Consider the following 12,448-nt stretch of genomic DNA (forward strand, 5'->3'; position numbering starts at 1 on the left):
CGGCTACTCGAGCCAGGATTGATAGTATTTGCCGTCGTCCAGGTCCAGGGCCGCCTGGGTGAGTTGGAGCGGCTTGAAGGTGTCGACCATCACAGCCAGTTCTTCCGTACCCTTTTTACCGATACTCGCTTCGTAGGTGCCCGGATGCGGGCCATGGGGAATTCCGGCCGGGTGCAGGGAAATGTACCCCCGGTCGATCCCTTTCCGGCTCATAAAATCCCCGTCCACATAGTACAGGACCTCATCGGAATCGATGTTGGAGTGGTTGTACGGGGCCGGGATGGATTCCGGGTGGTAGTCGTACAACCTGGGGACAAAGGAGCAAACCACAAAAGCGCCCGTCTCAAAGGTCTGGTGGACGGGCGGGGGTTGGTGGACCCGGCCCGTGATCGGTTCAAAATCGTGGATTGAAAACCCGTAGGGATAGTTGTACCCGTCCCAGCCAACAACGTCGAAAGGGTGGGAGGCGTACACCAGGTGGTGCAGTTGCCCTTCCTTTTTGATCTTGATCAGGAACTCCCCCTGTTCGTCGTGGGTTTGCAGGTTCTGCGGCAGTTTGAAATCCCGTTCGCAGTACGGCGAGTGCTCCAGGTGTTGCCCGAACCAGTTCCGATAGCGTTTAGGCGTGTAGATCGGGTGGTAGGATTCCACGGTGAACAGCCGGTTATCCGGGCCGTCAAAGTGGATCTGGTAGATCATCCCACGGGGGATCAGCAGGTAATCGCCGTATTCAAAGGGGATTTCCCCGAGAAATGTTTTCAGCACCCCGGAACCCTGGTGGACGAACAACAGCTCATCCGCATCGGCATTCTTGTAAAAATACCCGGTTTGGGAGTTCCTGGGGGCCGCCAGCCCGATGTGGACATCCCGGTTAAAGAGGACCACCGTGCGGCTGTCCAGGTAATCGTCCTTAGGGGGCAGCTCCAGGCCTTTGAGCAGGCGCGACTGGATGTGTTTCGACACGGCGGCCCGCGGGGCGACATCCAGCGTTTTATCGATGGATTTTACCTGGGTGGGGCGGTGCAGGTGGTACAACAGGGAGGACATCCCGTCGAAGCCGATGGTGCCGAACAGCTGCTCGTAATGCAGGCTGCCGTCGTCCTTCCGGAAGGTCGTGTGGCGTTTGTGGGGAATCTTCCCCAGTTTATGGTATAAGGGCATGGTGTGCTCGCATTTGTTTCACCCTTAAAAATACGACAATTCGGGGCCATTCAAAAACCGCCCTTTCTGTTTGATGGGGGCAAAACCGAGGCCCGGCGATGGGGCCTTCAACCCGGCAGGGAGGACTTAACCGGGAAGGGGTCCGGCAACCCGGGGCGGGCGGCGGGCGGGGGATACCAACAAAAAAAGCCTCCCTCATCGGAAAGCCTTTCATTGGAAAGCGGCAAAAAATTGCCGCCGACCTGCATTCCCTCTCGGGAACACAACACAACAAGACAAAGATAGCAAAGCATTTTTATTTTCCGGCGTATTGAGTTTCCTTTCTCTTTTTTTTCGTGAAGGGCCGGACAATCAGGCGGGCTGCCTTGTCGTAGTTGATGTAGTTGTATACCCAGTTGAAGAAGACCACCACCTTGTTGCGGAACCCCACCAGGGACATCAGGTGGATGAACATCCAGATAAACCAGGCGGCAAAGCCCCCGAACTGGTAACCCGGCAGGTCTACCACCGCCTTGTTCCTGCCGATGGTAGCCATGCTGCCTTTGTCCTTGTAATTGAAGGGCTGCATTTCCCGGCCTTTAAGGAGCCTTTCCAGGTTGTCCGCCAGGTGCGCCCCCTGCTGCAGGGCAGGCTGGGCCATCTGCGGGTGGCCTTCCGGGTAGTCGTCCGTACGCATCAGGGCGATATCCCCGATGGCAAAAACGGAGCCGTATCCGCGGACGCGGTTCAGCTCGTCCACCAGCAGGCGGCCCGTACGGGAATCGGTGGAGCCCTCCGGGAAACCGGGGAGGAGCGCCCCGGTCACCCCCGCCGTCCAGATGCAATTGGCCGTGCGGAATTCCCGCCTGTCCTTGGTGGTCAGGAGCCGGCCGTCGTAGGTGTCCACAAAGGTGTCCAGATGGATGCGCACCCCCAGGGACTCCAGGAATTCCCGGGATTTTCGGGAAGCGGTTTCGCTCATGGGGGGAAGCACCCGGTCCGCCCCCTCAAACAGGTTGATCTCCATTTCATCCACGGCCAGGTGTTTGTAATCCCGGGGGAATACATGCCGTTTAAGTTCGGCAAAAGCCCCGGCGAGTTCCACCCCGGTCGGCCCTGCGCCGATAATGCAAAAATTCATCAGGGCGCGGCGCTCAGCCTGATCCTCGGTGTATTCGGCCTCTTCCAGGTTCTGAAGGGCCAGGCTGCGGATATTCAGTGCCTGGGGGATCGTCTTCATGGGCAGGGCAAAGTCCCGCATCTGGTCGTTTCCGAAATAGTTCGTCCGGGTACCGGTTGCCAGGATCAGGTAATCGTAGGTAATCTCTCCTTTGTCTGTCCGAAGTACGCCCCGTGCCGGGTCCACCGACTCGGCTTCGGCCCAGCGAAAGTACATATTGTCCAGGCGCTTGAGGATTTTGCGTATCGGATAGGCGATGCTGTCAGGCTCCAGACCCCCGGTGGATACCTGGTACAGCAGCGGTTGAAAATTGTGGTAGTTCTGCCGGTCGATCACCACGAGCTGCACCGGCAGCCCTTTCATCCGTTTGGCCAGGGCGATGCCTGCAAACCCGCCACCGACCAGGACGATGCGGGGATATTCGGTCTTCGGGATGTTCATGGTTAGGGTTTCAACAAAAATACCAAATCCCGCCACCCGGGAGAAATTTCCAACCCCTTAGATGGGGTCCGATCCGCCCGGCGGGAAACGCAATTAAAATCCGTCTGCCAGGGATTTGAGTTTACGCGCATCGGTAATGGAAAGGCGTTTCCCTGAAGTTTTGATCAGCCCTTCCTTGCGCAGTTCGGAGAGCATCCGGATGCAGGATTCGGTGGCCGTCCCAACCACGCTGGCGATATCCTCCCTGGAAAGCACCAACAGCAGGTAGCCTTCCCCGTCCTCCCCGAAATTCTCCCGGAGGTAGAGAAGCGCCTGGGCGATCCGTTGTTTGACGGACTTCTGGGACATATTCACAATCACATCGTCGGCCTCGCGGAGGTCGTGTGCCATGGTTTGCAACACCTCGTAGCTGAACTCGGGGTTCTTGTGCAACGTATCGGTGATGGCTTCCCGGGGGATAAAACAAATCTCCATGTCGTTGACCGCCGTGGCGCTCAGATTGGCCGATTCTTCGGCTACCACGGATCGCTGCCCGAGGACCTGGCCCTTGCTGGCCAGTTTGACGATCTGGTCTTTCCCATTTTCACTCAGCTTGGAAAGCTTGGAAACACCGTCCCGGACGCAGTACACCCCGGCCAGTTTTTCTCCTTCGTCAAAGATGATCTCGCCTTTTTTGATCTTACGGGACACCTTGCTATCTGAGACTGCCTTCAGCTCCTCTTTAGACATGGCTTTCAGCGAGTTAAACTTCCTCACAATGCAGTTCTCGCAGCGAGATCTTCCGATTTCCTCTTCCATAAATATAAATGTAGCGAAAAACAGCGAATCCCGAAAGCTGATATTTATCAGCATTTACCCGGGGGGCCCGTTGCACATTTGCAGTATGATCGGGATTTCCGGACATACGATTCAACAACCCAACGGATGAGCGGCCCCTCCTGCTACCATTGCGGAGACCCCGCTGGCTCCGACGCCGTGGAATTTGACGGGCACACGTTCTGTTGCCGGGGATGCCGGACCGTGTACGACCTGTTCCAATCCCACAACCTGGAATATTACTATGAGTTGGAACAGGCTGCCGGTAAATCCCCTGCCGCCGCCGAGGGGGCTTACGACTATCTGGACGACCCGGAAATTGCCGGTCGCCTGCTGGATTTCCAGGACACCCGCCACCAGGTCATCAGCCTGTCCATTCCGCATATCCACTGCAGTTCGTGTATCTGGATTCTGGAAAACCTGCACAAACTCAACCCGGGGGTTATCAGCAGCCAGGTGGATTTCCCCAGGAAAAAGGCCCGCATCCATTTTAACCCGGAGCTGCTTTCGCTCAAAGCGCTTGTACGGCTGCTCGCAGCCATCGGGTACGAACCCTCCATTACGCTGGACGATTACAGCGGGGGCGGAGAAAAAAAAGACCGCACGCTTACCTACCAGCTGGCCGTTGCAGGGTTTGCGTTTGGCAATATCATGTTCCTTTCCTTCCCGGAATACTTTGAAAGCGGGGAGTACTGGCTGGAAAAATACAAGGTCCTGTTCCGCTGGCTCATGTTCAGCTTTTCGGTCCCGGTGGTGTTCTACTCCGGGATGGGATATTTGCGAACCGCCTGGAAGGGTCTGCGATCGGGCTTGGTGAATATCGACCTGCCAATTGCCCTGGGCATCCTCACCCTTTTTATCCGGAGTACGGTGGAGATCATCGGGGACCTTGGCAGCGGGTTCTTCGACAGCCTTGCGGGTCTGGTTTTCTTCCTGTTGCTCGGCCGGTTCTTCCAGCAGCGCACCTATGCCCACCTGTCTTTTGAAAGGGACTACAAATCCTACTTCCCCATCGCCGTCACCCGCATCGGGGAGGATGGAAAAGAAACCAATGTCCCCGTCTACGAAGTGGCCCCGGGCGACCGGCTGCTCATCCGGAACAACTCCCTGATCCCCGCGGATGCCGTACTCCTGAGCGGGACGGGGCAGATCGATTACAGCTTTGTCACCGGGGAGGCCCGGCCCGTATCGAAAAAAGCGGGGGACACCCTCTATGCCGGGGGCAAACAACTGCAGGGGCCCATTGAGGTCCGCGCGCTCCGGGAAGTCTCCCAGAGCTACCTGACGGAACTGTGGAGCGATTCCGCATTTTCGGGAGAGGCCCGCGGCAGCTTCCGGAATTTCACGGACCGGATCGGGAAGCGGTTTACCCTGGCCGTACTCACCATTGCCACCCTGTCGGCCGGTATTTGGCTGACCATCGACCCGGGCCGCTCCCTGGACGTCTTCACGGCAGTGCTGATCATCGCCTGCCCCTGTGCCATTGCCCTGGCGGCGCCGTTTACGCTGGGTAACCTCCTGCGGATCTTCGGCCGGAACGGGTTCTACGCAAAAGATACGAATGCGCTGGAGCGCATGGCAAAAACCGATACAATCCTGTTCGACAAAACAGGTACCATCAGCACTACCCGCCAGAACCAGATCACCTATACAGGCATCCCGCTGGAACCCCGGGAAGCGCTGGTGCTGAAAAACCTGCTCCGGGCATCCGGCCACCCGCTCAGCCAGACGCTCTACCGGCAGCTGGAACCCCTGGGCATCGTCCCCCTGGAACACTTTCGGGAGCACCTGGGCCAGGGCCTGGAAGGGGGTGCGGAAGGACACTATTTTAAAGTGGGTTCCCGGGGGTTTGTACAGGACAGCGAAATACCCACAGGCCAAGTGGAAAGCGCCGGGGCTGAAGTTCATGTTCGCACGGCTGCAGGCTACAGGGGATGTTTCAATATCCGCAATGCATACCGCGAAGGAGCCGCCGGATTATTCGGCAGGCTTGCTCCCCGGTACAAACTCGCAGTCCTCTCCGGGGATAACGCTTCCGAGGAAGAAGCCCTGGAAGCCCTGCTGCCCCCGCTCACCCCGGCTTATTTCAATCAGCAACCCGGGGACAAACTCCATTTTGTCAGGGAGTTGCAGCAAAACGGCCGGCAAGTTGCCATGGTGGGCGACGGGCTGAATGACGCCGGCGCCCTGGCCCTAGCAGAGGTGGGTATCGCAGTTTCGGAAGACGCCAATTTGTTTACCCCGGCCTGCGATGCCATCCTGGACAGCCGGCAGTTCACCCGTCTGGATACCTTTTTAGGCCTCACCCGAAAGGCCATGGGGATTATCCGGCTCAGCCTCGCGCTGTCATTGATCTACAACGCCGTGGGGCTTTGGTTTGCCGTAACCGGCCGGCTGGAGCCGGTAGTTGCCGCTATCCTGATGCCCCTGAGCTCCATCAGTATCGTGGCATTTACCACCGCTGCCACCAACTGGATTGGTCGGAAACTCGACCGGTCGAAAACTGAAATAAATGCGCGTGGCTGACAAATATCATGTTTTGCCCCTGGCGACAGGGCTAGTTTTACAGCCAAAACCGAATCGGGAATGAGCGTTATCTACTTATTGCTGGCCATCAGTGTCACCGTGGCCCTGGTGTTTTTTGTGGTGTTCGTCATCTCCGTCAGGCGGGGGCAGTACGACGATGCCTATACGCCTTCCGTGCGCATGCTCTTCGACGACGAACTCGTCACTACCGGGGAGCCCGACAAAAAAGAGAATCCTTCAAAACCATCCAACAAATAGTTTCTTTCTATGGAAGTCGAACAGTTTAAATACGACAACAAGATTGTTCAGAAGTTCCTCTATGCCACCATGCTGTGGGGCATCGTAGGGATGCTGGTAGGGCTGCTGCTGGCCTTTATGTTCCTGTTTCCCAACCTCACGGACGGCATCTCTTGGCTGAGCTTCGGGCGGCTGCGGCCGCTCCACACGAATGCGGTCATCTTTGCCTTTGTGGGGAATGCCATTTTTGCCGGGATTTATTACTCCACCCAGCGGCTCCTCAAGGCGCGGATGTACAGCGACGCCCTGAGCAAGATCAATTTCTGGGGCTGGCAGCTGATTATCGTGTCGGCGGTACTTACCCTGCCCCTGGGGTATACCACCTCCAAGGAGTACGCCGAACTCGAGTGGCCCATCGATATCGCCATCACGCTGGTGTGGGTGGTTTTTGCCTGGAACTTTATCGGGACGGTCCTCAAGCGCAGACAGCGGCATTTGTACGTGGCCATCTGGTTTTACCTGGCCACCATCGTCACCGTAGCCGTGCTGCACATTTTCAACAGCCTGGAACTGCCGGTGAGCGCCCTGAAGAGTTATTCCGTATACGCCGGGGTCCAGGATGCGCTGGTACAGTGGTGGTACGGACACAACGCCGTGGCCTTTTTCCTGACGACGCCCTTCCTGGGGCTCATGTATTATTTTGTACCCAAGGCGGCCAACCGGCCGATCTATTCCTACCGGCTGTCCATTGTCCACTTCTGGTCGCTGATCTTTATCTATATCTGGGCCGGGCCGCACCACCTGCTTTATACCTCCCTGCCGGACTGGGCCCAAAACCTCGGGGTCACCTTCTCGGTGATGCTGATTGCGCCTTCCTGGGGCGGGATGATCAACGGGCTGCTCACGCTGCGCGGCGCCTGGGACAAGGTCCGGACGAGCCCGGTGCTTAAATTCATGGTAGTTGCCATCACCGGCTATGGGATGGCCACCTTTGAAGGGCCCATGCTCTCCCTGAAAAATATCAACGCCATCGCCCACTTCAGCGACTGGATCATCGCCCACGTCCACGTGGGGGCCCTGGCCTGGAACGGCTTTCTGGCCTTCGGAATGGTCTACTGGATGGTGCCGCGGCTCTATAAAACGGACCTGTTCTCGGTCAAACTCGCCAACTTCCACTTCTGGATCGGCACGCTCGGGATCGTCCTCTATGCGCTGCCCATGTATGTTGCAGGATTCACCCAGGCGCTCATGTGGAAAGACTTCAACCCGGACGGGACACTGGTCTACGGGAACTTCCTGGAAACCGTCCAGGAGATCATGCCCATGTACTGGATGCGCGCTATCGGCGGGACCCTTTATCTGGTGGGCGTATTCGTGATGTTGTACAATATCGCAGTCACCATCCGGGGTGGGGAGGCCGTCAGCGATGAGCTGGCAGAAGCGGCACCCCTGAAACGGGTGAGCCGCAAACGCCTGGCGGGGGAAACCTTCCACACCTGGCTGGAGCGGAAACCCGTGCAACTGACCATCCTGGCCACCATCGCCATCCTGATTGGCGGGGCGGTCCAGATCATCCCTACCCTGCTGGTGAAATCCAACATCCCGACCATCACGAGCGTTACCCCCTATACCCCCCTGGAACTCGAAGGGCGGGACCTCTATATTCGCGAAGGCTGCGTCAGTTGCCACTCCCAGATGGTGCGTCCCTTCCGGAGCGAGGTGGAACGGTACGGGGAATACGCCAAGGCGGGGGAATTCGTGTACGACCACCCCTTCCTGTGGGGAAGCAAACGGACCGGTCCCGACCTGCTGCGCGTGGGGGGCAAGTACTCGGATAACTGGCACCTGAACCACTTTTACGACCCGCAGAGCACCTCTGCCGGTTCCATTATGCCCGCCTACCAGTGGCTGATCCGGAACGAGCACGACCGCAGCGACATTCAGGATAAGATGCGGGCCATGGTAACCCTGGGCGTGCCCTATACGGAGGCGGATATCGAGGGGGCCTTTGAGTCCATGGAAGCCCAGGCTGCCCAAATCGAACAAAACCTGTACACCGACCCGGAATTTGCCCGGAGTTATGAAAACCAGAAGCAGAACGCACAGGAGAACGGGGAGCCCTTCGTGGAGATGCGCAACCGGGAAATCGTCGCGATGATTGCCTACCTGCAGCGACTGGGTACGGATATCAAAATTGAACAGGGCAGCGAAGTTGCCTCCGAAAAACCATAAGCCATGATGAAATTTGTCAAAAACTATATGGAGACAATCGACGGGGTGGCCAACTACCCGATGATTTCCCTGTTAATCTTCTTTGTCTTCTTTATATTGTTGTTCTGGTGGGTGCTTACCGCCTCAAAACAACACGTGAAAGAAATGAGCGAATTGCCCCTGGAGGACGAACAACCAAAACCGACTGAAAAATGAGACAATCAACCCCATGGTGGATCCGGATCCCCTTGCTGTTCTTTTTGATTTTCGGCCTGATGGAATACTTCATCGATTCAGGCGACCAACCCGCATTTATCGCCCAACCGGCCGCAGCGCTCTTCCTGGTGGTTGTACTGGTGTTGCTCATTGCCGTGGAACTCATGATGCGGGGCATCGAAAATGTCCTGTTCCGGACCCTGGACCCGGCTGCCCGGCAGCGCTACCTGGAAATGAAAGCCCGGCCCCGGCGCTGGGAATGGGGTATGCGCGTCTACAGGAACCTGCTTGGGTCCCGCCCCATCGAAGAAGAGGGCGAAATCATCCTGGACCACAATTACGACGGCATCCGGGAACTGGACAACCGGCTGCCGCCCTGGTGGGTCTATTCCTTCTATATCACCATAATTTTCAGTGTGATCTACATGTTCCGCTACCACGTATTCAGCGGGGACGACCAGCAAACCGAATTCGAGAAAGAGATGGTCGCGGCCCGGGAAGCCGTTGCGGAATACAAGCGCACCGCCGTGGACCTGGTGGACGCGAGCACGGTGGAACTGCTTACCGAGCCCGCGGACCTCGCAGCAGGGGAAGCGATATTTACCGGCAACTGCGCGGTCTGCCATAAAGTGGACGGGGGCGGTTCCATCGGCCCGAACCTGACGGACGATTACTGGATCCTCGGCGGGGGCATCCGAAACATCTTTAACACGATCTCCGAAGGAGGCCGCGACGGGAAGGGGATGGTGGCCTGGAAGACCAACCTGAAACCCGGCGAAATTGCCCAGGTGGCAAGCTATATTGTGGGGTTGCACGGAACAAACCCGCCCGATGCCAAAGCCCCGGAAGGGGAACTCTACGTAGACCCGGATGCCCCGGTGGACCGCGTGGAGGTGGAAACAGACAGTACCGGCGCAGAAGTAATCATCGAAACGGATACCCCCAACCCGCTGGAATCGGAGTCGGACCAATAAGCCCATCCGGACAGGGGCCTGCGGAGGATTGAAAAAGGAATGAAATGAGCAAGGACGAACGGTTCCGGGATTCCATAGGCACCATTGATGAAGCGGGCAAACGCGCCTGGGTTTTCCCAAAAAAGCCCAGTGGCAGGTTCTACACCTACCGCAAGTGGGTGAGCTACGCCCTGTTGCTCATCCTGGTTGCCTCCCCGTTCATCTATGTAAACGGGAACCAGTTTATGCTCTTCAACGTCCTGGAGAGGCGGTTCAATATTTTCGGCCTCCCCTTCTGGCCCCAGGATTTCCACCTGGTGGTGATCTCCATGATCATCGGCGTGATTTTCATCGCGCTCTTCACCACGGCCTTCGGACGGATCTTTTGCGGCTGGATGTGCCCGCAAACCATCTTTATGGAAATGGTATTCCGGCGCATCGAATACTGGATAGACGGGGATCGGGGCGCACAGATGCGGCTGGACCGGCAACCGTGGAACGCGGTGAAGCTTCGCAAGCGACTGACCAAGTGGGCAGTGTTCTTTCTGATCTCCTTCGGGATCGCCAATGTATTCCTCGCCTACCTGATCGGGAGTGACACCTTGCTGCGCTATGTGCAGGATGGCCCGGCCGCCCACCTGGGGACCCTGGTGGCCCTGCTCATCTTTACCGGCGTCTTTTATTTTGTCTTTGCCTGGTTCCGGGAACAGGTTTGCATCATCGCCTGCCCGTACGGTCGGATGCAGGGGGTCCTGCTGGACGAGAAGTCGGTGGTGGTAGCCTACGACTACAAGCGGGGGGAGGCGGAAAAAGGGCGGAAAAAATTCCGCAAGGGGGAAGATCGCCAGGCCCTCGGCTACGGGGATTGCATCGATTGCCTGCAATGCGTCCACGTCTGCCCCACGGGGATTGACATCCGCAACGGCACCCAGCTGGAATGTGTAAACTGTACGGCCTGTATCGACGAATGCGACACGATCATGGAGAAGGTAAACCTCCCGAAAGGCCTGATCCGCTACGCGAGTGAAGACGAGATCGCCCGCAAGAAGAAATTCCGGTTTACCCCCAGGATGAAGGGGTATGCCGCGGTATTAACCATCCTGACCGGGGTATTTATCGGCATGCTGTTCCTGAGGAACGACCTGGAGGCTTCCATCCTCAGGCTGCCCGGCCAGTTGTACCAGCGAAAGGAGAACCAGGTAATCAGCAATGTATACACCTACAAACTAATCAACAAAACCACCCGGGAAATCCCGGACGTACATTTCCGGCTGCTTTCGCACACCGGGACGATCACTTTTGTCAAAGGCGACGGCTTTGCCGTGCCGGCGCAGGAACTGTTCGAAGGAACGCTGTTTATCGACATCCCGGAAGCCGAGCTCAACGGCGACCAGGACAAGCTCCGGATTGGGGTCTACAGCGGGAAGGAATTAATCGAAACCACGGCGACACGTTTTCTGGCGCCGAGAACGTATAAATAACGCGCTATGAAAATTAACTGGGGCACCGGGATTGTAATCGCCTTTATCGGGTTTATCGGGTTCATCCTGTATTTCGTAATCCAGGCGAGCGCAGATCCGCGTGCCGAACACGACATGGTCACCGACTCGTATTACAAAAAGGAGCTGGAGTACCAGCAGGAGCTGAATGCCTCGGCCAACCTGAAGGCATCCGGGGGGGGCGTAACCGTCCGGCGGTTGCCCGACGGCCTCGCCATCCGGCTCCCGGAACGGATGGACCCGGCCGCTATCCGGGGCACAATCGGGATGTACAGGCCGTCCGACGACAATCTGGATTTTGAATGGCCCATACAGCCCGGGGACTCCCTGCAGCGGATTCCATCAGACCGTTTGGTCGAGGGGCGTTGGGACCTCCGTATCGATTGGGAATACCAAGGGGAAAAATACCTGTACCGGACCCGGCTGACGTACTGAACGGGAGCCGCTCGGGGCCCTGCAGGGCATAGACGATTCATACAAAACCTAAAACGACGGGGACTTGCTCGCAACCGCCATCTTGTTGGGACTCATGGGAAGCCTGCACTGCATTGGCATGTGCGGGCCAATCGCCCTGATGCTTCCCCTGGACCGGGAGTCCGCCGGCAGGCGGTACCTGCAACTCGGCCTGTACCACGGGGGCAGGCTCCTCGCCTACGGGATCATCGGGGGGGTATTCGGCTTGGTGGGCCGCGGGCTCTACCTGTTCGGATTCCAGCAAAAACTCTCCATATTCCTGGGGGTACTGATGATCCTGGCGGTCCTCCTCCCCTGGAAGCGCTTTCAGAACCGCTGGGTGGTGCGCCCGGTTTACCGGGCTGTGGGCCGCTTGAAGGAGGCATTGGGCGGCCAGTTGAAAAAGCGCACCCCGGATACATTTCTGACCATCGGATTCCTCAATGGGTTCCTGCCCTGCGGCCTGGTCTATATGGCCGTAATCGGGGCGATGGCAGGCGGAACGGTATTGCAGGGTGTGGCCTATATGGTTGTGTTCGGCCTGGGCACCCTGCCGCTGATGAGTGCGGCCGCCCTGTTCGGGAAGTTTCTTAAAGGCCAGTGGTCCAGCCGGCTCAGGCGGGCCATCCCTGTGCTTGTTGTCCTGATCGGTTTGCTGTTTATCCTTCGGGGCATGGGGCTCGGCATCCCGTACGTTTCCCCCCGCCCCCCCGGACAAGGGGTTGCCGCCGGGGTGGAGTGCAACCCGTGACGGTCCTGGTTTGTGCCGGAAATGA

General features: G+C 57.8%; 11 protein-coding genes. 8 read left to right on the top strand and 3 right to left on the bottom strand.

Going from position 1 to position 12,448, the window contains the following annotated elements:
* Positions 1-3 precede the first annotated feature (3 nt).
* The 3 genes from AC3DKS_RS03615 to AC3DKS_RS03625 all read right to left on the bottom strand — a co-directional run bounded on the left by AC3DKS_RS03615 (position 4) and on the right by AC3DKS_RS03625 (position 3,490).
* The gene (locus AC3DKS_RS03615; protein WP_272607650.1) at positions 4-1,161 is read right to left on the bottom strand and encodes a homogentisate 1,2-dioxygenase; all 1,158 of its coding nucleotides are present in this window, start codon (positions 1,159-1,161) and stop codon (positions 4-6) included.
* Positions 1,162-1,456: 295 nt separating this feature from the next.
* Positions 1,457-2,761, bottom strand: a complete 1,305-nt coding sequence (locus AC3DKS_RS03620) for an NAD(P)/FAD-dependent oxidoreductase (RefSeq protein ID WP_012813750.1) — start codon at positions 2,759-2,761, stop codon at positions 1,457-1,459.
* Between the two features lie 93 nt (positions 2,762-2,854).
* Positions 2,855-3,490 carry a Crp/Fnr family transcriptional regulator gene (locus AC3DKS_RS03625; RefSeq protein WP_148214260.1) on the bottom strand — a complete coding sequence of 212 codons (636 nt, stop codon included), beginning with the start codon at positions 3,488-3,490 and terminating at the stop codon, positions 2,855-2,857.
* Between the two features lie 195 nt (positions 3,491-3,685).
* On the opposite strand from AC3DKS_RS03625, the gene AC3DKS_RS03630 reads away from it, so the two are divergent.
* From AC3DKS_RS03630 to AC3DKS_RS03665, 8 genes are all read left to right on the top strand, one after another.
* The gene (locus tag AC3DKS_RS03630; RefSeq protein WP_012813752.1) at positions 3,686-6,103 is read left to right on the top strand and encodes a heavy metal translocating P-type ATPase; all 2,418 of its coding nucleotides are present in this window, start codon (positions 3,686-3,688) and stop codon (positions 6,101-6,103) included.
* A 60-nt stretch (positions 6,104-6,163) separates the two neighbouring features.
* Positions 6,164-6,361 carry a cbb3-type cytochrome oxidase assembly protein CcoS gene (gene ccoS, locus AC3DKS_RS03635; protein ID WP_012813753.1) on the top strand — a complete coding sequence of 66 codons (198 nt, stop codon included), beginning with the start codon at positions 6,164-6,166 and terminating at the stop codon, positions 6,359-6,361.
* Positions 6,362-6,370: 9 nt separating this feature from the next.
* Positions 6,371-8,572, top strand: coding sequence for a cytochrome-c oxidase, cbb3-type subunit I (gene ccoN / locus AC3DKS_RS03640; RefSeq protein WP_012813754.1), 2,202 nt, complete (start codon positions 6,371-6,373; stop codon positions 8,570-8,572).
* Positions 8,573-8,575: 3 nt separating this feature from the next.
* Positions 8,576-8,767, top strand: a complete 192-nt coding sequence (locus AC3DKS_RS03645; RefSeq protein WP_012813755.1) for a hypothetical protein — start codon at positions 8,576-8,578, stop codon at positions 8,765-8,767.
* Entirely contained in the window at positions 8,764-9,741 is a 978-nt protein-coding gene (locus AC3DKS_RS03650; RefSeq protein WP_474730692.1) for a cbb3-type cytochrome c oxidase N-terminal domain-containing protein, read from the top strand. The genes AC3DKS_RS03645 and AC3DKS_RS03650 overlap by 4 nt, the downstream gene beginning before the upstream one ends.
* Before the next feature lie 44 nt (positions 9,742-9,785).
* Positions 9,786-11,201, top strand: a complete 1,416-nt coding sequence (gene ccoG / locus AC3DKS_RS03655) for a cytochrome c oxidase accessory protein CcoG (protein ID WP_474730695.1) — start codon at positions 9,786-9,788, stop codon at positions 11,199-11,201.
* Between the two features lie 6 nt (positions 11,202-11,207).
* Entirely contained in the window at positions 11,208-11,654 is a 447-nt protein-coding gene (locus AC3DKS_RS03660; RefSeq protein ID WP_474730697.1) for a FixH family protein, read from the top strand.
* Between the two features lie 64 nt (positions 11,655-11,718).
* Positions 11,719-12,423, top strand: a complete 705-nt coding sequence (locus AC3DKS_RS03665; RefSeq protein WP_474730699.1) for a sulfite exporter TauE/SafE family protein — start codon at positions 11,719-11,721, stop codon at positions 12,421-12,423.
* Positions 12,424-12,448 lie beyond the last annotated feature (25 nt).

Source organism: Robiginitalea sp., assembly GCF_982776155.1.

Coding starts and splice junctions, on each gene's coding strand:
- AC3DKS_RS03615 (WP_272607650.1), bottom strand. CDS start 1,161: ATGCCCTTATACCATAAACTGGGGAAGATTCCCCACAAACGCCACACG.
- AC3DKS_RS03620 (WP_012813750.1), bottom strand. CDS start 2,761: ATGAACATCCCGAAGACCGAATATCCCCGCATCGTCCTGGTCGGTGGC.
- AC3DKS_RS03625 (WP_148214260.1), bottom strand. CDS start 3,490: ATGTCTAAAGAGGAGCTGAAGGCAGTCTCAGATAGCAAGGTGTCCCGT.
- AC3DKS_RS03630 (WP_012813752.1), top strand. CDS start 3,686: ATGAGCGGCCCCTCCTGCTACCATTGCGGAGACCCCGCTGGCTCCGAC.
- ccoS (WP_012813753.1), top strand. CDS start 6,164: ATGAGCGTTATCTACTTATTGCTGGCCATCAGTGTCACCGTGGCCCTG.
- ccoN (WP_012813754.1), top strand. CDS start 6,371: ATGGAAGTCGAACAGTTTAAATACGACAACAAGATTGTTCAGAAGTTC.
- AC3DKS_RS03645 (WP_012813755.1), top strand. CDS start 8,576: ATGATGAAATTTGTCAAAAACTATATGGAGACAATCGACGGGGTGGCC.
- AC3DKS_RS03650 (WP_474730692.1), top strand. CDS start 8,764: ATGAGACAATCAACCCCATGGTGGATCCGGATCCCCTTGCTGTTCTTT.
- ccoG (WP_474730695.1), top strand. CDS start 9,786: ATGAGCAAGGACGAACGGTTCCGGGATTCCATAGGCACCATTGATGAA.
- AC3DKS_RS03660 (WP_474730697.1), top strand. CDS start 11,208: ATGAAAATTAACTGGGGCACCGGGATTGTAATCGCCTTTATCGGGTTT.